Source organism: Exiguobacterium sp. s130 (genome assembly GCF_018619055.1).
Classification (GTDB): domain Bacteria; phylum Bacillota; class Bacilli; order Exiguobacteriales; family Exiguobacteriaceae; genus Exiguobacterium_A.
In genome coordinates this window covers 410,964-431,317 of record NZ_JACSNI010000001.1, presented here as the reverse complement: position 1 = coordinate 431,317, position 20,354 = coordinate 410,964, and the positions used below count along the sequence as shown (strand labels likewise).

The following is a 20,354-nucleotide window of genomic DNA, read 5'->3' as shown; positions in this document are numbered from 1 at the left end:
TCCCCCCAGTCCTCAGTTACGAAGCGGCTTGCCTTTGACGAGCATGTGCTGCATCCGTTGTTGTGTCTTCATCTCACCGATCAGGCTCAAGAATGCTTCCCGTTCGATGTCGAGCATATATTGTTCATCGACGTGGCTACCGAAGGCGACGTTCCCACCGGCGATGACGTGTGCGAGTTTACTGGCGATTTTTAAGTCATGCTCCGAGATATACCCGCCGTAGAACATTTCGCGTGTTGCGAGTTCAAGCGTCGCTTTCCCCGCACGACCGACGACTGGAATCTTCGCTTTCGCGGGTGCCGTATAGCCAGTCCGGTCGAGTTCGAGGACGAGTTGTTTCGCATCATACGTCAAGTGATCGCGGTTCATCGAGATCTGATCAACGGAGCGGACATATCCGAGTTCCCGCGCTTCAAAGGCTGATTTTGAGACTTTTGCCATCGCGACGTTCTCGAACGTTTTTTGCGCTGCTTTCTCGATGTTGACGAGTCCGTCCGGTGTGTTTTCTAGCAGTCGACGGTACGTGTTGACGTTTCCGCCACCTCCCGGAATCAGACCGACACCGACTTCGACGAGACCCATGTACGTTTCAAGACCAGCTTGCAGACGAGCTGCCGGAAGCGAGATCTCTGTACCGCCACCAAGCGTCATCCCTTGTGGGGCAGCGACGATCGGACGTGATGCGTAACGAATCTTTTGAATCGATTGTTGGAACTTGTTGATGATCCAGTCGAGCTCGAACCAGTTCTCATCTTCCGCTTCCATCAGCATCATCGCTAGGTTCGCACCGACACAGAAGTTTTTGCCATCGTTCGCGATGACGAGACCGCGGTGATTTTTCTCGACGAGATCGACTGACTGTTCGATCATCTGCATGATGTCGACACCGATTGCATTGCTCTTCGATGTGAACTCAAGGACTGCGACGTCGTCGCCGATATCAAGCAAGCGTGCCCCGTTGTTCTCAAGTAAAACACCGTTTGACTTCCGGACGTCGCGGAGGCGGATTTCCTTCGGATTGACCGTTGCTCCGACGTAGTCTTTCGTTGCAACGTCATAATGACGACCGGACGCATCATAGAAATTCGTTTTTCCTGCTGCGAGCATCTCATCGACCCATGCCGGTACTGCGTAACCATCTTGTTTCATCTTCGCGACCGTCTTCTCGACGCCGAGTGCGTCCCATGTCTCGAACGGTCCCATCTTCCAGCCGAAGCCCCATTTCATTGCTTCGTCGATCGCTTTGATGTCGTCTGCGATTTCTCCCGTCAGCTGAGCCGAGTAGAGCAATGTTTTCGCATGGATTGGCCAGAGTAAAGCACCGACACGATCTTGCGCGAAGACGACGGCTTTCAGCTTGTTTTTTGCGCCCGGAAGTGCTTTAGCTTGTCCAATCGACGCTTCAGTAAGCGCTTTCTTTTCAACGTACTCAAATGTCTCGAGATCAAGTTCAAGGATCTGTTTTCCGACTTTCTTATAGAACCCTTGACCTGTCTTCGCACCGAGCGCTCCTTGTTCGACAAGGCGACGCATCTCAGTCGGAACCGCGAACGTCTCCTTCTCTTCGCCTTTTGGCAACAAGTCATAGACGTTGTTCGCGACATGGACGAACGTGTCGATGCCGACGACGTCAAGTGTCCGGAACGTCGCTGACCCTGGGCGACCAAGGAGTGGACCTGTGACGGAATCGACCTCCCCGATCGAATAGCCACCTTTTTTCATCTCATCCATCGTCACGAGGAGACCGTATGTCCCGATCCGGTTGCCGATGAAGTTCGGTGTATCCTTCGCGATGACGACACCTTTCCCGAGTCGTTCTTCTGCGAATTGTTTCATGAAGTCAACGACACGTGGATCCGTGTCTGACGTCGGAATCAACTCGAGTAACTTCAGATAACGTGGTGGGTTAAAGAAGTGTGTCCCGAGGAAACGACGGTTAAATGATTCCGAGCGTCCTTCGCGCATCGCTTCAATTGAAATGCCTGATGTGTTCGAGCTGACGATCGTGTCTTCCCGAATGAACGGTTCGATCGTTTTAAACAATTGCTGTTTGACGTCGAGTCGTTCGACGACGACTTCGACGATCCAGTCCGCTTCCTTCAGACGTTCTAAGTCGTCTTCTAAGTTTCCGACCTCGATGAAGTCGATCAATTTCTTTGATGCCAGTGGTGCTGGGGTTTGTTTCAAGAGTTTTTCGCGATTATCGCGCGCGATGCGGGAACGAACGCGCGGATCACTCAGCGTCAAGCCCTGCTTCTCTTCTTGTGCCGTAAGTTCTTTTGGTACGATATCAAGCATCAATGTCCGTATGCCAGCATTCGCAAGATGTGCCGCGATGCCTGCACCCATCACCCCTGAACCGATGATGACGGCGAATTGGATGTGTTTCGTCAACTGGATTGTGGTCGGCTGACCGATTTGACTCGCCATGATATACCCCCTGATTTTAAATTGAATGAACAACCATTCATTATACTGACAAAAAAAGAAGCCGAACGACTTTGGTGTGCTTCTTCTACATCTTCATCATAAATGAATAATGATTCAGTAGCAATAAAAAATCAGTCAATGGACAAATTTTCCTGTTAGACTGATAAAAAGGAGTGGTTGAAAATGAGTCAAACCGAGCATGTATGGAATCAAAAAGCCGCCGACTGGGCGGATCGCGCTGACGATATGTGGACGAACGGCAGTCGCAAAACCGTTTTACCATTCTTACGAAAAATGATCACCGGTGGTCGGTTGCTTGATCTCGGTTGCGGTGATGGGGCAGCCTGTCGACTACTGACACCGGACTTTCAGACAGTCGGACTCGATGTCTCAGACGAAATGATTCGAATCGCGCGTCAGAAATCACCCGAGCAGACGTTCATCGTCGGGACGAGCGAAGCGTTACCGTTCGCTGATCATGCATTTGACGTCGTTCTTGCCGTCAACTCACTCGAATGGTCGACACGTCCCGTTCAAGTACTGCAAGAAATCGAACGCGTTGCCCCACTTGTCGTCATCAGTCTACTTGGTCCGACAGCCGCTCCGCGTCAACTTGCTTATCGTCGTCTGTACGGTGAAGAAGTCGCGATGGGAAATACGATGATGCCGTGGGAATTGCTGCAGCTAGCAAAAGAGCGCGGCTGGACGTTGCTTGATGAAGCGGTCATCCAAAAGGAAGGAGCCGTCATGACGGGGCATCGGTTACTTGATCAAGCACATGCTTTCTCGTGTTTGTTTGCTTTTCAGACGACGGCTGTGAGGGAGCGATAAATATGTCACACAGTACCTTTTATACATCTATATTAATAGCTTTATGTATTGTTTTTTTATTTTACATTGATGCTCTCGATGTTCTAGAAAGATGGCAATTCTTCCTACTCTTTATTGGTCTCTTATTCTGTATACAGGCATTGGGGGACCGTTTATTTCGACGTTATCGGGAGAAACGTTTCCAACCACAAACTACTGTCTTCTTAATGATTGGTTTATTTGCTGGGATGATGTTTCTAGGTAATATCATTTGGCCATGATGCGAAATGACCGATGTAACGCACTATTCACCTCACTGTCTTCTCACCCGCTTTCCTCAGGCGAGACACAAGCCAGTCTTCTTCACCCTTCGGATGACGAATCCGGGTCTTGTTCGTCTCTGACAGCGCGAGATGAAACGTCGCGCTTTTTCCTGTAGGAGTCGGGTGAAGACATGTGAGGAGGACGCACTCATTTGTTATCCAAAGAACTCAAAAGCGATCGATTCCATTGACGGAAATCGATCGCTTTTGATGTGAGTTCATATAGGACGAAACTAGGCATCTTCGACTCCTACAGGAAAAGGAAGCATGAGCCATGCTTCCGTCAGGGAATAGGAAGACCCGGCAAATCACATGGAATGTGAGATGCCGCGGCTTACTTCCCGCCTGAGGAAAGCGAAGATGCTAGGGACGTCCGGTATACTATGCTTCATCCTCCATGCGTTCGCTGATGTACCTGTCGCAACCACTCTTCAATTAAGACGAGATCCGATTGTTCTTCCCATTTCAGTCGGAAATAGAGTGTCTGTAGCAATTGTTTGACGTTACGATACGTCGTCCACTCCGCATCTCCCCATGTCACGTCACTCTCAAGCCACTCCTTAATATTACGTTCGATTCGTTGCAATAGGACATCTTCCGACAGTCCATGACGACAAGCTTGCAACCACGCTGTCACCATCCGGTCCGCTTCTTCATCGACATAGAGATAATCGGATCGGATCAACTGACGAATCATCGCATCAATCGCTCCGAGCTCCTCCTGTGGACGACTCGCTGGGTGCGTAAACCAAACCGCATAGACATCTGCGATATGTGCCATGCTGTGTGCCCACCCCATTCCGTCAATGAATCCACGGACATCCTTTTCTTGCTCCAAATAGGTTTGTAAGTAAGTCGACAGCCGATTCAGCTGACTTTGCGTCAATAAGTGTCGGGTTTTGTCCATCACCAACAATTCAGCGAGTGCTAATGCTGAAAATGATCGCGTCAGGACAGCTGTTGTGTCCGCTGTTCCCATTCTATACATCAATCCATGCCCACTTAAAATAAAATCGAAAATTCGATTGGTGTCTTCTATCGCAAATGACTCTGATACGATGTAGGTCGCTAACTGCGGATAGATCAATCCATCCCGCAACTCAGAATCCGTCGAACCGATATGTAGAAGCAACTCATCGAGTAACGCAGGTGTTACACTTTCGTTTTGTTGTAGCAGTTCTTTTAGCTGTTGTTCCGTTCGAGCCATTTTGTTCTCTCCTTCCTGAATTCAAAAAAGACGACGCAGCGCTGCATCGTCTTTTCTACTTATCCTTTGACCATTCCTTTGAGAACGAAGGCAACGTTTGCCGGTCGTTCTGCTAAGCGGCGCATGAAGTAACCGTACCAGTCACGTCCATAAGGAACGTAGACACGGACTTTATAGCCTTGTTTGACGAGTTCGAGTTGACGCTCAACCCGGATGCCGAATAACATCTGGAATTCGAACTGGTCTTTTTCAATCCCGTTTTCTTTAGCGTAACGGATGATTTGCTCGATCATCGCATCGTCATGTGTTGCGACGGCAGCATAGTTTCCGAGTGATAATTGTAACTTCACGAGCTTGATGTAGTTGTGATCGACGTCTTCTTTTTCTGGGAACGCCACCGTTGCCGGCTCTTTATATGCCCCTTTGACGATCCGGAGATTCGTCTCGAAGCGACCGACGCGTTTGATATCATCTTCCGACCGGTAGAGGTATGACTGAATGACCGTACCGATGTTATCGAAAGATTGGCGCAATTCTTCAAACAGTTGAATCGTTTTTTCACAACGTGGCTCATCTTCCATGTCGATCGTGACGAAGACACCGAGTTCTTTTGCCCGTGTTAAAATCCGTTCCATGTTCGAACGAATCAAGTCGTCCGAGATATCAAGTCCGAGTGATGTCAGTTTCAACGAGAGTTGCGAGTCTAATTTTTCTTCCGCAATCATCTCAACCGCACGAATACATTCTTGTGTCATCATCTCTGCTTCCGCTACCGTCGAGATGAACTCCCCTAAATGGTCCATCGTGACGCATAATCCTTTTGCGTTCAATTCCTGGATCGCCCGTTTTGATGCTTCCAATGAATCCCCTGCCACGAAGCGACTTGCTCCGAATTTAAGCCCGTATCGCTTGGCGAGACCGTTCAATGTCTTGTTTTGCGATAAGAAGATAAAACCATCCCGTAGTACTTTTTCCATCACTCATGATTCCCCCTAAATAAATGCTAGGCTGTTTTACCGTATCGGTTCACATCTCTGCCTTTATATTATGACATAAAGCGCTTACATACGCTCTTTCTTTTGTTTATTTTTGAGAATCTGTTGTGCGACAAGTCCCACGGCAAAGAATAAGACATACAGACCGATCGCGAGGAAGAACTGCCACGAGAACGGATCACGAAGGCTTGAGCCGATATTGTTGTAAACGAACGCACCGGGAATGATCCCGATATAGTTCGCGATGGCGAACTGTTTAAAGCGGATTTTTGATAATCCGGACGCGTAGCTGATCGCGTCAAACGGAAATAGCGGAATCAACCGGACGATCAAGACGACGAGAAAGCCGTTCGTTGCAATCCGTTCGTCGAGTACGTTCAGCTTCCCTTTCCCGATCAACTTCTCAACTCCACGGCGACCGAGCATCCGGGCGATCCAAAAGCTGAGCAAGCCACCGGTACCGGCACCAATAACATCAAGTAATGTCCCGAGCCACGGACCGTACGTATAGCCGCCAAAGACGGTCAAAAGACTCGCCGGAAAAAAGACGAGTGGTCGGACGGTATAAGCGAGCACATAGAGCAACATCCCTGTCAGACCTTGATTCCGTACCCAATCCGATAATGCTTGAATGTCGAATTGCTCCAGCATTCCAGACATCCGGAAGTACAGGAGCAATCCAAGACCAAACATAAAATACAGCGTAAGCGGGAGCCAGTCCCGGAGCCGTAATTTCTTCATGACATCGTCGCCGGAGCAACGTAGTAGAAAATCGAGAGAAAGATCAGGACACTGCCCGCAAGGACGAACAGATGCCAAATCGCGTGGTTATACGGCAAACGTGCCCAGACGTAGAAGATGACGCCGAGCGAGTACGCAAGACCACCACCGAGGAGCAGTAAGAATCCTTGGAATCCGAGCGCTTCATAAATCGGCTTGATTGCAAACAGACAACACCAGCCAAGAATCAGATAAGACGCGTTCGAGATCCAGACATATTTCCCCGTCGAGTAGAGCTTCCAGATGATGCCTAGCGTCCCGACACCCCAGACGATGCCGAGCAATGTCCAGCCGAGCGGACCACGGAGTGTGATCAAAGCGAACGGTGTATAACTACCGGCAATCAAGAGATAGATACCGGCGTGATCTAAAATTTGCAAGACCTTATTCGCTTTCGTGTGCATCAGTGAATGCATCAAGGTCGAGAACAGATAAAGGAGAATCATCGTTGCCCCGAAGATACTGACAGCCGTGACGTTCCAAGCGCTGCCGGATTTCGTCGCCTGCAGGATCAACATCACGAGCGCGACGATACTGAAAATGACACCCAATCCGTGTGTAATGGCACTGGCGATCTCCTCTTTCAAGGAGTCACCTTTTGCGAGTAGCTCTTCGATCGTTTCCTTCGATTGTTGCTTGATCGTTTGCTTGATTTCTTTTTTCGTAACCACTCGAACACCTACTTTCTAAAAACAAAGGACTATGCTTTTGATTATACGCCCTCATGCGACAGCATGCCTATCGAAAGATTCTGTCGATTTGATGACAACCGTCATCTGTTTGTCTTTTCCCGCTTATACAAAAATCCACACCGCCTTTGCGATGTGGATGTCGTTTACCATTGTTCAATATCCGGGCGATCCTTGAACGTCGATTTTGTACCGTGACGTTCGTTAAGGACGGCTTCGACTTCTTTGAATGAGACACCGCGCTCAGCGAGCAAGACCGTTAAGTGATACAACAAGTCTGCTGTCTCTTCTGCTAACGTATCGTTACCAGCTAGAACGACTTCAAATGCCTCTTCGCCGAACTTCTTCGCGATCTTCTCATATCCAGAAGCAATCAAATAGTTCGTATAGGATTCTGCTTCTTTCGCGTCAATCTTCGCTTTGACCGTCTGTTCCAGTTCGTATAACATCGGGCACCTCCACTTCCGTATAGAAACAACTACGATTTCCTGTATGGCATGTCGGACCATTCGCTTTGACCGTGATCAAGAGACTATCTTGATCACAGTCAATCCACATCCGTTTGAGTTCAAGCGTGTTCCCGCTCGTCTCCCCTTTCGTCCAGAGACGATTCTTCGTCCGCGAGAAGAAGGTGACAAGACCGGTCGCAAGCGTCTTATCATAAGCGGCTTGGTCCATGAAGCCGACCATCAAGACATCGTTCGTCTGCTCGTCGACGACGACGGCAGCGACGAGTCCTTTTGAAAAATTCAATGTCGTCATCGGACTTCGACTCCTCGTTCTTTGAGGTAGGCTTTCGTTTCCGGCATCGTGTATGTCGCTTCATGGAAGATTGAAGCAGCAAGAGCCGCGTCAGCGCCTGCCTCTAGCCCTTCCGCTAAGTGATCGAGCGTTCCGACCCCACCAGAAGCGATGATCGGCACGTTGACGACTTCACGTAGACGACGAATCAAGGCGAGATCATAGCCGTCTTTTGTTCCGTCAGCATCCATCGACGTGACGAGTAACTCCCCGGCACCGAGAGCAACGGCTTCCTGTGCCCATTCGATCGCGTCACGCCCGACGGGTTGTGTGCCACCGTGTGAGAAGACACCCCACGAGTCGCCGGTCTGTTTCGCATCGATCGCGACGACTGTCGCTTGGACGCCGAACAGGCGGCTGACTTCTTGAATCAGTTGTGGGTTTTGGAGCGCTGATGAATTGAGTGAGACTTTGTCAGCACCGGCACGAATCAAGCGTTTCGCATCTTCGATCGTCTTGATTCCGCCACCAACCGTAAACGGCATATAGATGACTTCCGCAACGCGTTCGACGATATCGAGCATCGTCTCGCGTCCTTCTTGTGTTGCTGAGATATCGAGCAGGACGAGTTCGTCCGCCCCTTGCTCGTAATAATACTTTGCGACGGCGACCGGGTCACCGAGATCACGTAGGTTTTGGAATTTAACGCCTTTGACGACACGTCCTTCCTTGACGTCAAGACAGGGAATGATTCGTTTCATCAACATACGCGTAACACCTCTTTTAAGGCGAGTGATCCGTCGAGCAATGCCCGACCGACGACCGCTCCGTCCATCCCGATCTCTTTGAGGCGCGCGACGTCATCAACGGTCGTCACACCACCAGAAGCGATCAATTCGACCCCTTCCCGCTTCAAACGATCGAGTCCATCAACGTCCGGTCCCATCATCATTCCGTCACGCGAAATGTCTGTATACAGGAACGTCTTGATGCCTTTACCGATCAAGTGTGTCATTGCCTCTTCAAGCGTCCAACCGCTCGCTTCGAGCCAGCCGCGTGTTTGAACGATTCCTTCTTTGGCATCCAAGGCAACAGCCAGTTTATCACCAGCAAGAGCAATCATCTGTTCGAGTAACGCCTCGTCTTCAAGGGCAACCGTACCGACGAGAATCCGGTCGATTCCGGCACCGACGTATGCTTCGACGGTCTCGATGTTACGGACACCACCACCAGCTTCGACGAACAAACCGGTCTCCTTTTTGATGTCGGCGATCAAGTTCAAGTGCAACGGTTCGCCGGCTTTCGCGCCATCAAGATCGATCAAGTGGATCGCTGTCGCCCCATCTTCCTTGAAGCGCTTCGCAATCGTCAACGCATCACCGAAGAATGTCTGTTGGTCAAAATCTCCTTGCTTCAGGCGTACGGCCTGTCCGCTCATTAAATCGATTGCTGGGTAGAGTTGCATGTCGTCTCTCTCCATTCCTTCAGTAGTTTCAATCCGACTTCGCCACTCTTTTCCGGGTGGAACTGCATTCCCGTGACTTGTCCTTTTTGAACGATCGCCGGAACAAGGCGTCCGTATTCGACCGAATCGACGATCCACTCTGGATCACAGACGGCACCGTACGAGTGGACGAAATAGACCGCTTCGCCGTGGTTCGTCAGCTGGTGCCAGCCCATGTGTGGTAAGCGGACATCGCTCGGTAGTTTTTCGATCGTTCCTGGTAAAATGCCGAGACCTTCCGTCAGTCCATCTTCGTCACTCGATTCAAAGAGCAATTGCATCCCGAGACAAATCCCGAGGAACGGTTTCTTTTCGGCTTGTTCTTTTAAGAAGTCGACCAGTCCAGTCTCCTTCAAGCGCTCCATTGCCGGTGCATAGGCACCGACACCGGGTAAGACGAGTGCTTCAGCTTGCTCCAGTAGTTCAGCATCATTCGTGACGATGACTGCCTCACCCAACTGTTTTAATACCCGCTCAATGTTTGCGATATTCCCGACGCCATAATCGACGATTGCTATCATTGATCAATCAACCCTTTCGTAGACGGTACGCCTTCGCTCGTCACGGCGACTGCCTGACGGACGGCCCGACCGAGTGCTTTGAACAACCCTTCGATCATGTGGTGGGTATTTGAACCATATAAGACTTCGGCATGGATCGTCATCCGGGCACTCCGTGATAAGCCTTGGAAGAACTCTTCTGCGAGTTCCGTATCAAAGTCACCGAGCTTCGGATTCTTGAAACTAGCACGGAAGACCGTGAACGGACGACCGCTGAAATCAAGGACGACCGACGCGAGTGTCTCATCCATCGGTACACGCGATTCACCATAGCGTTCAATCCCGGCTTTATCGCCGAGCGCTTCCGTTAATGCTGCCCCGAGGACGATCGCGGTATCTTCGACTGTGTGGTGGGCATCGATCCACGTATCACCTTTTGCTGTCACCTTCAGACCGATCCGGGCCTGAAAGGCGAATAACGTCAACATATGATCAAAGAAGCCGACACCGGTCTTGATTTCAACCGGACCTCCTGCGAGATCGACCTCGACCTTGATGTCTGACTCTGCACTTACTCGTTCGCTTGCGCCACGCCGCATCGTAATTCCTCCTCTACACACGTTTCTAATACTTGCATCGCTTCTGGTGATCCACAACTGACACGGAAGGCTTGGTCAAACAAACGAATCCGTAATCCGGCGTCAGCACAACGCTGCGTAAAGCGTTCAGCTTCCGGATACTCGACGTAGACGAAGTTCGCTGCACTCGGATACGTCTTGCCGATTGGCGCGAGAATCCGTTCGATCGCCTCGCGGCTCGCATACGTTTCCTCTAAGACCCGATCGAGTTCCGGTTCTGCCATGATGGCGATACCGACAGCTGCTGATAGACCAGAGACGTTGTACGGTGATTTAATCTGTTCGATTTCTTGGATGATTTGTTCGCTCGCGATGACAAAACCAAGTCGGAGCGATGCGAGTCCGAACGCTTTCGAGAGCGTCCGTAAGATAATTGCTTTCGGATATTCCTCGAGTAAGTGAAGCATCGATTGTTCGAGCGCGAAGTCAATGTAGGCCTCATCGATGACGACGTATTTGCCACTGTCGAGCAAACGACGGATGTCCGCTTCCTTCCGGAGGACACCGGACGGATTATGCGGGTGACTCAAGAAGATGATCTCACCAGGAGCTGCGATCAATCCCTCAACGTCAAGCGCCATCTCGTCGAGTAACGGCACGCGTTCAAACGGTGCCCGTGCTCGGTCAGCATAGAACTGATACATGACGAAATCCGGTTCTGAGGCGATGACCGGCATGCCGGGTCCGCCATAGCGGGCACATAAGTAGCCGATCAACTCGTCCGAGCCGTTTCCGGCGACGAGTTGCGTCGGACGGACACCAGCGTACGTCGCGTACGATGCCTTGACTTGATCGATGATTTCGACAGGATATTCGTTTAATGGGAACGTCGCGATCAATTCCTGGATCGCTTCGATCCCCACTGGACTGTGGGTCGTGAATCGTTCGTTTTGGTGTAATCGCATTAGTCTTCCCTCACTTCGATGGCTTGTGCGTGTGCTTCGAGTCCTTCGACCCGGGCAACGGTTTTCGCTGCGTTCGCGAGACGTTGTACGCCTGCGCGAGTGGCTTCGAGCATCGTCTGGTGACGCAAAAACGTCCGCGCTGATAATCCAGACGCAAAACGGGCTGTCCCGGATGTCGGTAAGACGTGGTTTGTTCCAGCGACGTAATCGCCAAGCGTTTCCGGTGTTTCGTGACCGAGGAAAATCATCCCGGCGTGACGGATTGATTTGACGACCTCTTGCGGATTGGCAACGGCAAGTTCCAAGTGTTCCGCTGCGAGGCGATTCGCTTCTTCGATTGCTGTTTCGAGTGGAGCGACGAAGACGCCACCGTTTTCCATCGCGCGACGGGCAATCTCTTGACGCGGCAATTGCTGTAAGCGTCGCTCGATCTCCGTATCCACCGCTTGTTTCATCTCTTCCGTTGGCACGAAGGCGATCGCGACAGCGTCACGGTCGTGTTCAGCTTGCGCAAGTAAGTCGGCTGCGATCCGGTCCGGATGCGCCGTTTCGTCCGCGATGACGACGACTTCCGATGGACCGGCGACCGAGTCGATACCAACGATGCCGTAGACTTGGCGTTTTGCTTCAGCGACGAAGCGGTTCCCAGGTCCGACGATCAAATCGACGGCTTGGATGCTTTCTGTTCCGAATGTCAGCGCAGCGACAGCTTGTGCTCCACCGATCGTATAGATTTCTGTCACACCAGCGATCCGTGCTGCAACGAGGACCTCATCACTTAAGTTCGTCATCGGCGTCACCATGACGACGCGTTCAACCCCAGCAACTTTCGCTGGAATGGCGTTCATCAAGACGGTCGATGGATAACTGGCTGCACCACCTGGAACGTAAATCCCAACCGAATCAACAGGGACGAACCGTTGACGTCGTGTCACGTCTGCTTCGACGAGTTCGATGTCAGACGGAAGTTCCTGCTCGTGCCATTCGACGAGTCGTGTCGCCATCAACTTCAACGAGTCGATCAAATTGGCGTCTGCCTGTTCAAACGCTTGCGTGATCCGTGTTTCACTAAGGCGGAAATCCTCAAGATCGACCTGATCGAATTGGTTCGTGTAATCGCGGACAGCAGCATCACCGTCTGTTGCGACGCGTTCGAGGATCGCGCGGACCGCAAGCTCCGTGTCGCGATCGATGCTGAAAGGTTTTGTCGGTGTCATGATCGTGTCACTCCTTCTGTCAATTGCTCGAGCAAGCGGATGACTTCAACCCGCTTCCGTTTTAACGTCCATTCGCTCGTAAAGAATCGAGCGCTGATATCGATGATTTTTTCGTATTCATTTAGTCCGTTTGCCCGTAACGTCTCACCTGTCTCGACGATATCGACGATTGCGTCAGCAAGACCGAGTAACGGCGCTAACTCGACCGAACCGTTCAACGGTACGATGTCGACGTCGACACCGAGTTCGCTGAAGTAGCGTTTTGCGATGACCGGATACTTCGTCGCGATCCGGACGCGGCGTCCGCCTTCGAATTGCAACGGTTCCTTTGCACAGACGGACATCCGGCAGACTCCGAATGGCAATTCCGCGAGTTCTGACAGTTCTTGATCCGATTCGAGTAAGATGTCGCTCCCCGTGATCGCGACGTCAAGGACGCCTTGAGCAACGTACGGAATCAAATCCGATCCTTTCATGAAGACGAATTCGTGCTCGCCCCGTTTGACGATTAGTTCGCGTTCAATGGCTCCCCATGTCTCGACGCCAGCTTCTTTTAGGTAACGTTCTGTCGCTTTCGACAGCCGTCCTTTCGTAATTCCGATTCGCATTTAGAGCACCTCCGCCAACCGTTCGACCGAGAATCCGATGCCGAACGCCTGTTGTTCTTGTCCGAATTGTTCATAAAGCCGGTCATAGCGTCCACCGACGAGGACGGGTTCCGTCACACCTTCGATGAAACCGTGAATCGTGATCCCGTCATAGTACGTCTGTAAGCCCATTTGACCGAAGTCGAGATCGGCATTGACGGCTTCTGCGAGATCAAGCACGGCATTGAGTCGTGTCTCGTCGACGTACGGTAAGATCGTCTCTGCCCCTTCGCGTCCGAATAATAAAGGAAGTTTCGCGAGTAAAGCATCATCAAGTTGACCCGCGATTCGCTTCAGTTCGATGACGTTACGTAAACGGAGCATCTGCGTCACTTGGTCGCGTAAGTGGTGATCACCGACGCGCGTCTCAATCAAATGCTCGATCAATCCAGCATCGCCGATCGAGAGTGTGACTTCTTTTCCTGTCAGTTCTTCGACGAGTCGGACCGCGAGTTGAATTGCTTCGATTTCCGCGAGTTGTCCCCGTTCCTCGAATCCGACCTGGAACTTCTCTTCCGGTTGAAAGACCGAGCCACTGTAGAAGACACGTTTATATTGTTCGCGACCACGTTCGCTAAGGGCACGCGCGACACTAGTCGTAAAATCCATCCGAATCTGTTCCCGTCCACCGATTTCCTCAATTAAGGGGGTGATTAATCGGGTATAGTTAGATTGTTCGAGTCCATCCTCGAGCTGACGGATGACCCGTTGAAGCCGTGTTGCCGAGGCACCGACATAGTCCGTCGCTCCATCCTTGAGTCGAATCGTAGAAAATGATTGCATACTCCCACTCCTTTATCTTATTATCACTGTACCACGCTAAATTATTTAACGATAAGATACCGTGTTTCGGGCACATTGTCAATCGCTTTGCTTGCCAATTCTAAAAAATCGGAGGGTTACTCATGCAATTATTGAAATGGGACGGTCACGTCCACAGTCCATATTGTCCACACGGTACGAAGGATCCACTCGAAGCCTACATCGAGCGGGCGTTAGAGCAAGGCTTAGAACGGATCAGCTTCACGGAACATGCCCCTTTACCTGAAGGTGTGACGGATCCTGCGCCAGATAACGATTCCGGAATGTCGTTCGCGACAGCCGATGCCTACCTGAAGGAATTGACACAACTCCGCGAGACATACAAGAATCAGATTGATATCCGGATCGGGATGGAGTTCGACTACTGGGAAGGGCATGTCGACGGGACGCGTGACATCATTGCCCGCTACGCTGACGTCTTGACCGACGGCATTCTCTCACTGCATTACTTATACATCGATGAGCAATATTACGGCGTCGACTTCAGCAAGGAAAGCTTCGGTGAGATCGTCACGAAACTCGGAAGCGTCACGGCGGTACACGAACGCTATTATGAAGGCATCCAAGCCCTCGTCATGACGGATCTCGGTGCACACCAGCCGAAGCGCCTCGGTCACTTAACGTTACCGACGAAATTCATCCAAGCCTATCCGCTTGAGTCGAACCCAACGAACCTCGACGACACGTTACGGAAGATCCGTCAGGCGAACTTCACACTCGACGTCAACACGGCAGGACTCCGAAAGCCATTATGTGGTCTTTCCTATCCTTACCCGGAACTCCTGCAAGTCACGCAGTCGTTATCGATTCCGCTCGTCTATGGATCAGATGCCCATCTCGCAAAAGATGTCGGTGCTGATTTCGATTTCAAATGGTAAAACAAAAATCCGGATGCCGCAGCGTCCGGATTTTTTTGTTTAGGAATATGGAAAATCAGCAGCTTCGACAGGAGCAATCGATCGTGCTAATTTTTTTAATTGTGCTAGCGACACGTTACCAGACAGGAGGACGATTTGGTTGTCCTCGACGTAATAGAGGTTCGCTCTCCCTTGTTTCTGCTCGAAATAAGCCGTCTGTCCGTTCGCAAGTGTCGTTTCTTTCCAGTCCTCGCCTTGAACGTCTTGCTTCGGAACAACGGTTAGAAGAATCGTTTGGGACTTCGTGTGGAAGAACCAAACACTATCGTCCCCATTAGGAGTCGAACTACTCATAATCGCTTGGAATGTCGAGAACGGTAAATTCAAGCCGCGAGCAGAACTACTCTTCTTAATGTTTTGAACGTCGTCATATGAGACGCCTCCTAACATCCAGTTCGTCTCTTGCTTGGTATACTCTAGTACAGCAAGACGATCTGCTCCTTTTGGATAATGCAGCGTCACGTAAGCATGATTTCCGACAACGATACTGCTCCAGATATCACCTTCAGTCGGGTGCGCTTTTGTTCCATCTTTAAAGTAAAACGTCACGTGACGACGGAAATCCGCTTCAAACGAATCCTGTTCTGAAAAGTCCTTCGCTTTAATGCGTTGCACGATGGCATCGGGATTATTTACATCTTCAGCAGTATTATCCTCGATCCAGTGTGACCTAAGCTGATTCAAAGGCGGAATTTGGTCCGGTTCTGCACAACCGGTCAAGATACTTGCAGCGAGTAAAGCACTGATTACACCAATCCGTTGAAATCGCATGACAATCTCCTTTTCCTCTTTTTCCTTTCTTTGAGTATCTCACGTTGCGGGACTAAGTCTTTAAGAAAATTATGAAAAGAAGGAAAGGAGAATTTCTGATTAATACGCATTCATACGCGAAAAATCTACAGACAAAAACAGACTAGCCCTCTTCGATTGAAAAGAACTAATCTGTTTCGTATGTTTCACTCTAAGTTGGCATGTTTCCCGTACATCGTCTGCGAATCGAGCTGTTTGTCTTCCATGATCTGCAGAATCAAGGCATCATAGAACAACAACATCGTCTGTTCAAACAACGAGCCCATCGGTTGAACCGTCTCGTCCGCTAATGCCGTTTGTTCTTTCGGAACTCCGGGCAATTTGACGACTAAGTCTGCAAGTAGTGCTAACGTCGACGTCGGATTAATCGTGACGACGGCAACCGTTCCACCGAGTTGCTGTGCTTTCTCGACGATTGGAATCAAGGTTTTCGTCTCACCCGATCCGGAACCGACGATCAACAAGTCACCCTCGCGTAAATTCGCCGTGACCGTCTCACCGACGACATACGCGTCGAGTCCCATGTGCATCAACCGCATGACGAACGCTTTTCCCATTAAGCCGGAGCGACCGGCTCCTGCGAGAAAGATTCGGTTCGCTTGCAGCACAGCGTCTGCCAGTTCTTTTGTCTCGGTTGCATCGATCGCTTCGACCGTCGAAGTCAGCTCTTCGATAATCGTTTGAATATGTGTCATTTACGCCTCTTGCAGCATCCGATGCATCGTTGACGCTGTCTCTTGTTTATCATCTTGTCCCGTGATACCGCCACCGACGATGATCAAATCAGGACGTGCTGCGATGACTTCTGGTAACGTCTCCATCTTGATGCCACCCGCAACAGCAGTTTTTGCGTTCATCACAACCGACTTGATTGTCGCGAGATCCTCGAATGAATTTTGACCGACTGCTTGCAAATCGTACCCTGTGTGGACACAGATGTAGTCGACGCCTAATGCATCCAGTTCTTTCGCACGTGTCGCGATATCTTTCACAGCAATCATATCAACGAGAATCTGTTTGCCTGATTTTTTCGCTTCTTCGACTGCCCCTTTGATTGACATGTCTTCCGCTGCCCCAAGAATCGTCACGATGTCAGCACCGTGTGCGACAGCTTGGCTGACTTCGTAACCGGCAGCGTCCATGATCTTCAAGTCAGCGAGGACCGTTAAGTTCGGGAACGCGGCCTTCATTTCTTTGACGGCGCGGAGCCCTTCGTTGATGACGACTGGTGTGCCGATCTCAACGATATCTAAATTGTCTTCCCCGATTTCTTTGACTAAAGCAATCGCACCTGCTGTATCGACTAAATCAATTGCGAGTTGTAATTTCATTTTGTATCTCTCCCATTCTTCTCTATATTGTCGTACCTGACACTTCCTTCGGACGTTCATGAAGGAACAGGACTAAATATAATCCGCAGGAGCATTCTTGAGAAGTACGCACTTTTAATTTACATAGTGCGGTTTTTCATACATAGTGCAAAAAAGTATACTGTCAATCGGAAGAAAGACTATACTGGAGCAGGAGGTGAAACGATGCCACATTTTGAAGACCGTCAGTTTAACTGTGAGAAGGAATTGACACTCTCGATCATCGGGGGAAAATGGAAGATGCTCATTCTTTGGCACTTAGGCAAGGAAGGGACAAAACGCTTCGGGGAACTGAAAAGTCTGATGCCCGGGATCACGCAACGGATGCTCGTCAATCAACTGCGGGAACTTGAAGACCACCATATCATTCACCGAGAAGTCTACCCGGTCGTACCACCGAAGGTCGAATATTCGTTGACGCCACACGGTCATAGCTTAATGCCGATTTTAGATGCGATGTATGATTGGGGTAAGGATTATGCGAAAAACGTTTTGGAGATCGATTTCGAGCAACAGAAAATATCACCATAAAAAAGATGCTCATGGTCTCGTCTCCTTTTAGAGATAAGTCCACTGAGCATCTTTTTTAGGATTCTTCTGTTGTATAGATCTTCGACATCGCCAGTTCATCAACGTATTCGCCATCGATGAAGAGAGACGCAATGCGAGTTCCTTCGATGTTGAAGCCAAACTTATGATAGAGCTCGATTGCCCGCAGGTTATCCTTGCGAACTGTCAACTCGAGCCGGATGAGTCCCGCTTCAATCGCAAAGGCATCCACCGCTTCAAGTAGACCTGCACCGAGCCCACGCCCCGTATAGGCATCGAGCAAGCCGATGACGAGGTTCGCGCGGTGACGAATCCGACTCGGCTCACCACCAACGACGAGCACATACCCGACGAGTTGCTCGTCGACATCGACGACGAAGATGTCCGAGTTCGTAGCCTGACCGAATTTCTCGATGAACGCCTCCGCCTGTTCCGTTGACAGGACGCGTTCCTCCGGCTCATACAGCATATATTTCGTTTCCCGATCAATGCGTCGCATCAAGTCCGATAAGGCTTTTCCGTCCATCAACGTGGCACGTCGTATCATAGGTGTCAGCTCCTTTCCTTACAATATTACAGCCTATTTTCACTCTACACCAACATTATAAAAAGTAAAAATTAAGATAATTTTTTTAGGATAACTCCATGTTTATTCTTCCATTCAATCAATCCATTGGCACTTCTGCCCGTAACAATATCAGCTGCTAACGACGGACTTGAAAACAATAAGTCTTCGATTACTATGTATTCTCCATCAATTATTTGAATTTTATTAGAGTCAATTAATTCTTTTCTTTTGACTTTCAATCGTTCCGAGAATGAATTGACAACTTCTGACGCAATTTTAGAGTTTTTAAAAACAACGAACCCTTCTGATGTTTGAGCTCCCATACTATCGGCACCTCTTTGGCCTTTTAAGTATAGAACGTTCTCATTCTCAGTATCGATATTCTTTTGAACTTCTGAGAATAATTTATGTCCTAGCATATTTACCAACATTTCAACATTCTCACCAAAAGTATTCATCTCAGCACGATCTGCCTCTGATATAGAAGGCATCGGGGGAATATTACCGTTTACGATTTTATAACGGTTTGCTTTTTTTGCTCTATGATACAGTTTGTTCTCCAAATATTTAATATGTGCTTTATTCAAGTTCTCATCTTTACTAATAAACACAATCACTTCATTCCAAAAATCTTTTTCTCGTAAATGATCTTGAAGACGATTATACACTTCTTCAGCCTCACCAATATAAACTGCTTCTTCATCTTCTTCGTTTCGACCGAACAACATATAAATTCCAGTTGAATTTAAATTAGGTCGATCATTACATTTTTTAACTTCAGTACGTGGAATTCTATAAGCGAGACCAGTCCAATTTGACAACTCACACGTTAATCTGCCATCAGAATTACCATCAATTAAAAACATTTTAATTGTCTGACCAAATTTCATATTTAGTTCTCCTTATTAATTTTTTTATTTTGTTTTTATATATTTATAAATAGTTTTTTATACTAAAAAGTACTTGAACCCATTTAATGAGATTCAAGTACTTTTTTGAAATCCACTGATTTCGTCGTATGGAGACGGTGGGAGTCGAACCCACGTCCGAAGGCATCGTATACTTAAGCTTCTACGTGTGTAGTCAATTTATTGGGATCTCGTCGTCAGGCTGCCAATTGACAGGCGTCCGTCCGACCAGTCTGATTCCATCTCTTCTCTTTCCCTCCAGACGGAAGGGTCCAAGCGTAGCCTGTTTAAAGTGAGACCCTAGAAATCAGCCGACCAGGCGACAGCTGCTAGGATCCGCAGTTGCTATTACGCTGCTGCGAGTTGTGTGTTAGTTTTGCCAGTTATGGCTGGTGCGTTTTAACGAGGCCGACCCCTCGACACGCCACAGAAGACCGAACTACCCCCGTCGAATCCGTAACGTCCCCAAGATATAAAATTGGGGCTTTCCGAATACTAATATTCTAGCAGAAAAGTGTTACGGGTTCAATACTTTTGCTTATCGCGTAGTGCTCGCTCGATATCACGCTTCGCATCCTTCTTCTTCAGGTCGTCGCGTTTATCGAACTTCTTCTTCCCGCGCCCGAGTCCAATCAAGCATTTCGCGTATCCGTTCTTGATGTAGACCTTAAGCGGTACGATCGTATAACCATCCCGTGAGACCGCGCCGATCAAGTTCGCGATCTGTTTCTTGTGCAGCAACAGTTTTCGCGGACGGAGCTGCTCATGGTTATAACGGTTCCCCTGTTCAAAGTGGGCGATGTTCGAGTTCCAAAGAATCGCTTCTCCCCCGTCGAACCGGACGAACGCGTCCCCGATACTGATTTTTCCTTTACGGACCGATTTGATCTCCGTTCCCGTCAAGACGAGACCGGCTTCAATCGTATCCTCGATCGCATAATCGAACGAGGCCCGTTTATTGTTCGCTAAGACTTTCGAATCTGTTCCCTTTGGCATGTTCGTTCACCACATTTCCGATGCGGAA

The 20,354-nt window shown here is 49.5% G+C and carries 22 protein-coding genes, 1 other RNA gene and 1 pseudogene; 3 read left to right on the top strand and 21 right to left on the bottom strand.

The window, feature by feature from the left end; genetic code table 11:
- Positions 1–12: 12 nt before the first annotated feature.
- Positions 13–2,430: a 3-hydroxyacyl-CoA dehydrogenase/enoyl-CoA hydratase family protein gene (locus tag HZS85_RS02155; RefSeq protein ID WP_214852587.1), complete on the bottom strand. Its 2,418-nt coding sequence runs from the start codon at positions 2,428–2,430 to the stop codon at positions 13–15.
- Between the two features lie 183 nt (positions 2,431–2,613).
- Here HZS85_RS02155 and HZS85_RS02150 point away from each other — a divergent pair, with 183 nt between their 5' ends.
- On the top strand, positions 2,614–3,261 hold the full coding sequence (locus HZS85_RS02150; protein ID WP_214852585.1) for a class I SAM-dependent methyltransferase: 648 nt from the start codon (positions 2,614–2,616) through the stop codon (positions 3,259–3,261).
- A 690-nt stretch (positions 3,262–3,951) separates the two neighbouring features.
- Here the strand turns inward: HZS85_RS02150 and HZS85_RS02145 are convergent.
- From HZS85_RS02145 to HZS85_RS02080, 13 genes and pseudogenes are all read right to left on the bottom strand, one after another.
- Complete coding sequence (locus HZS85_RS02145; RefSeq protein ID WP_214852578.1) at positions 3,952–4,770, bottom strand: DUF2785 domain-containing protein; 819 nt, start codon at positions 4,768–4,770, stop codon at positions 3,952–3,954.
- Between the two features lie 59 nt (positions 4,771–4,829).
- Positions 4,830–5,747 (bottom strand): proline dehydrogenase family protein, encoded by a 918-nt coding sequence (locus HZS85_RS02140; RefSeq protein WP_035405952.1) that lies wholly within the window; start codon positions 5,745–5,747, stop codon positions 4,830–4,832.
- Positions 5,748–5,831: 84 nt separating this feature from the next.
- The gene (locus HZS85_RS02135; RefSeq protein WP_214852576.1) at positions 5,832–6,506 is read right to left on the bottom strand and encodes a TVP38/TMEM64 family protein; all 675 of its coding nucleotides are present in this window, start codon (positions 6,504–6,506) and stop codon (positions 5,832–5,834) included.
- Positions 6,503–7,162: a PAQR family membrane homeostasis protein TrhA gene (gene trhA / locus HZS85_RS02130; RefSeq protein WP_195865500.1), complete on the bottom strand. Its 660-nt coding sequence runs from the start codon at positions 7,160–7,162 to the stop codon at positions 6,503–6,505. The genes HZS85_RS02135 and trhA overlap by 4 nt, the downstream gene beginning before the upstream one ends.
- Before the next feature lie 218 nt (positions 7,163–7,380).
- Positions 7,381–7,996: pseudogene (hisIE, locus tag HZS85_RS16695) on the bottom strand (bifunctional phosphoribosyl-AMP cyclohydrolase/phosphoribosyl-ATP diphosphatase HisIE).
- Positions 7,993–8,742 carry an imidazole glycerol phosphate synthase subunit HisF gene (gene hisF / locus HZS85_RS02115; protein ID WP_023469183.1) on the bottom strand — a complete coding sequence of 250 codons (750 nt, stop codon included), beginning with the start codon at positions 8,740–8,742 and terminating at the stop codon, positions 7,993–7,995. The pseudogene hisIE and the gene hisF overlap by 4 nt, the downstream one beginning before the upstream one ends.
- Positions 8,736–9,440, bottom strand: coding sequence for a 1-(5-phosphoribosyl)-5-[(5-phosphoribosylamino)methylideneamino]imidazole-4-carboxamide isomerase (gene hisA, locus HZS85_RS02110; protein ID WP_029342450.1), 705 nt, complete (start codon positions 9,438–9,440; stop codon positions 8,736–8,738). Before hisA ends, hisF begins: the two co-directional genes overlap by 7 nt.
- Positions 9,413–10,000: an imidazole glycerol phosphate synthase subunit HisH gene (gene hisH / locus HZS85_RS02105; protein WP_214852574.1), complete on the bottom strand. Its 588-nt coding sequence runs from the start codon at positions 9,998–10,000 to the stop codon at positions 9,413–9,415. The genes hisA and hisH overlap by 28 nt, the downstream gene beginning before the upstream one ends.
- A complete protein-coding gene (gene hisB, locus HZS85_RS02100; protein ID WP_035396348.1) occupies positions 9,997–10,578 on the bottom strand; it encodes an imidazoleglycerol-phosphate dehydratase HisB in 582 nt (193 codons plus the stop codon). The genes hisH and hisB overlap by 4 nt, the downstream gene beginning before the upstream one ends.
- Positions 10,551–11,522: a pyridoxal phosphate-dependent aminotransferase gene (locus HZS85_RS02095; protein ID WP_214852573.1), complete on the bottom strand. Its 972-nt coding sequence runs from the start codon at positions 11,520–11,522 to the stop codon at positions 10,551–10,553. Before HZS85_RS02095 ends, hisB begins: the two co-directional genes overlap by 28 nt.
- Positions 11,522–12,739, bottom strand: a complete 1,218-nt coding sequence (gene hisD, locus HZS85_RS02090) for a histidinol dehydrogenase (RefSeq protein WP_064299439.1) — start codon at positions 12,737–12,739, stop codon at positions 11,522–11,524. Before hisD ends, HZS85_RS02095 begins: the two co-directional genes overlap by 1 nt.
- Positions 12,736–13,347 (bottom strand): ATP phosphoribosyltransferase, encoded by a 612-nt coding sequence (hisG, locus tag HZS85_RS02085; RefSeq protein WP_023469189.1) that lies wholly within the window; start codon positions 13,345–13,347, stop codon positions 12,736–12,738. The genes hisD and hisG overlap by 4 nt, the downstream gene beginning before the upstream one ends.
- On the bottom strand, positions 13,348–14,169 hold the full coding sequence (locus tag HZS85_RS02080) for an ATP phosphoribosyltransferase regulatory subunit (protein ID WP_214852570.1): 822 nt from the start codon (positions 14,167–14,169) through the stop codon (positions 13,348–13,350).
- Positions 14,170–14,291: 122 nt separating this feature from the next.
- On the opposite strand from HZS85_RS02080, the gene hisJ reads away from it, so the two are divergent.
- On the top strand, positions 14,292–15,086 hold the full coding sequence (gene hisJ / locus HZS85_RS02075; protein WP_055968870.1) for a histidinol-phosphatase HisJ: 795 nt from the start codon (positions 14,292–14,294) through the stop codon (positions 15,084–15,086).
- 39 nt (positions 15,087–15,125) lie between these two features.
- On the opposite strand, the gene HZS85_RS02070 is transcribed toward hisJ, so the two are convergent.
- From HZS85_RS02070 to hxlA, 3 genes are all read right to left on the bottom strand, one after another.
- Entirely contained in the window at positions 15,126–15,896 is a 771-nt protein-coding gene (locus HZS85_RS02070) for a DUF4367 domain-containing protein (RefSeq protein ID WP_214852568.1), read from the bottom strand.
- A gap of 185 nt (positions 15,897–16,081) precedes the next feature.
- Positions 16,082–16,630 (bottom strand): 6-phospho-3-hexuloisomerase, encoded by a 549-nt coding sequence (hxlB, locus tag HZS85_RS02065; protein ID WP_214852566.1) that lies wholly within the window; start codon positions 16,628–16,630, stop codon positions 16,082–16,084.
- Positions 16,631–17,266, bottom strand: a complete 636-nt coding sequence (hxlA, locus tag HZS85_RS02060) for a 3-hexulose-6-phosphate synthase (protein WP_214852564.1) — start codon at positions 17,264–17,266, stop codon at positions 16,631–16,633.
- A 204-nt stretch (positions 17,267–17,470) separates the two neighbouring features.
- Here hxlA and hxlR point away from each other — a divergent pair, with 204 nt between their 5' ends.
- Complete coding sequence (gene hxlR, locus HZS85_RS02055; protein ID WP_029342458.1) at positions 17,471–17,836, top strand: transcriptional activator HxlR; 366 nt, start codon at positions 17,471–17,473, stop codon at positions 17,834–17,836.
- A gap of 55 nt (positions 17,837–17,891) precedes the next feature.
- Here the strand turns inward: hxlR and HZS85_RS02050 are convergent, their stop codons facing one another.
- From HZS85_RS02050 to smpB, 4 genes are all read right to left on the bottom strand, one after another.
- Entirely contained in the window at positions 17,892–18,401 is a 510-nt protein-coding gene (locus tag HZS85_RS02050; protein WP_214852562.1) for a GNAT family N-acetyltransferase, read from the bottom strand.
- A gap of 71 nt (positions 18,402–18,472) precedes the next feature.
- Entirely contained in the window at positions 18,473–19,312 is an 840-nt protein-coding gene (locus HZS85_RS02045; protein ID WP_214852560.1) for a GIY-YIG nuclease family protein, read from the bottom strand.
- 126 nt (positions 19,313–19,438) lie between these two features.
- Positions 19,439–19,797: a transfer-messenger RNA gene (gene ssrA, locus HZS85_RS02040) on the bottom strand.
- A 58-nt stretch (positions 19,798–19,855) separates the two neighbouring features.
- Positions 19,856–20,326: an SsrA-binding protein SmpB gene (gene smpB, locus HZS85_RS02035; RefSeq protein WP_023469198.1), complete on the bottom strand. Its 471-nt coding sequence runs from the start codon at positions 20,324–20,326 to the stop codon at positions 19,856–19,858.
- Positions 20,327–20,354: the final 28 nt, after the last annotated feature.

Bases quoted from the DNA above. Each gene is read 5' to 3' on its own strand.
- HZS85_RS02155 (WP_214852587.1), bottom strand. From the start codon at position 2,430: ATGGCGAGTCAAATCGGTCAGCCGACCACAATCCAGTTGACGAAACAC.
- HZS85_RS02150 (WP_214852585.1), top strand. From the start codon at position 2,614: ATGAGTCAAACCGAGCATGTATGGAATCAAAAAGCCGCCGACTGGGCG.
- HZS85_RS02145 (WP_214852578.1), bottom strand. From the start codon at position 4,770: ATGGCTCGAACGGAACAACAGCTAAAAGAACTGCTACAACAAAACGAA.
- HZS85_RS02140 (WP_035405952.1), bottom strand. From the start codon at position 5,747: ATGGAAAAAGTACTACGGGATGGTTTTATCTTCTTATCGCAAAACAAG.
- HZS85_RS02135 (WP_214852576.1), bottom strand. From the start codon at position 6,506: ATGAAGAAATTACGGCTCCGGGACTGGCTCCCGCTTACGCTGTATTTT.
- hisF (WP_023469183.1), bottom strand. From the start codon at position 8,742: ATGTTGATGAAACGAATCATTCCCTGTCTTGACGTCAAGGAAGGACGT.
- hisA (WP_029342450.1), bottom strand. From the start codon at position 9,440: ATGCAACTCTACCCAGCAATCGATTTAATGAGCGGACAGGCCGTACGC.
- hisH (WP_214852574.1), bottom strand. From the start codon at position 10,000: ATGATAGCAATCGTCGATTATGGCGTCGGGAATATCGCAAACATTGAG.
- hisB (WP_035396348.1), bottom strand. From the start codon at position 10,578: ATGCGGCGTGGCGCAAGCGAACGAGTAAGTGCAGAGTCAGACATCAAG.
- HZS85_RS02095 (WP_214852573.1), bottom strand. From the start codon at position 11,522: ATGCGATTACACCAAAACGAACGATTCACGACCCACAGTCCAGTGGGG.
- hisD (WP_064299439.1), bottom strand. From the start codon at position 12,739: ATGACACCGACAAAACCTTTCAGCATCGATCGCGACACGGAGCTTGCG.
- hisG (WP_023469189.1), bottom strand. From the start codon at position 13,347: ATGCGAATCGGAATTACGAAAGGACGGCTGTCGAAAGCGACAGAACGT.
- HZS85_RS02080 (WP_214852570.1), bottom strand. From the start codon at position 14,169: ATGCAATCATTTTCTACGATTCGACTCAAGGATGGAGCGACGGACTAT.
- hisJ (WP_055968870.1), top strand. From the start codon at position 14,292: ATGCAATTATTGAAATGGGACGGTCACGTCCACAGTCCATATTGTCCA.
- HZS85_RS02070 (WP_214852568.1), bottom strand. From the start codon at position 15,896: ATGCGATTTCAACGGATTGGTGTAATCAGTGCTTTACTCGCTGCAAGT.
- hxlB (WP_214852566.1), bottom strand. From the start codon at position 16,630: ATGACACATATTCAAACGATTATCGAAGAGCTGACTTCGACGGTCGAA.
- hxlA (WP_214852564.1), bottom strand. From the start codon at position 17,266: ATGAAATTACAACTCGCAATTGATTTAGTCGATACAGCAGGTGCGATT.
- hxlR (WP_029342458.1), top strand. From the start codon at position 17,471: ATGCCACATTTTGAAGACCGTCAGTTTAACTGTGAGAAGGAATTGACA.
- HZS85_RS02050 (WP_214852562.1), bottom strand. From the start codon at position 18,401: ATGATACGACGTGCCACGTTGATGGACGGAAAAGCCTTATCGGACTTG.
- HZS85_RS02045 (WP_214852560.1), bottom strand. From the start codon at position 19,312: ATGAAATTTGGTCAGACAATTAAAATGTTTTTAATTGATGGTAATTCT.
- smpB (WP_023469198.1), bottom strand. From the start codon at position 20,326: ATGCCAAAGGGAACAGATTCGAAAGTCTTAGCGAACAATAAACGGGCC.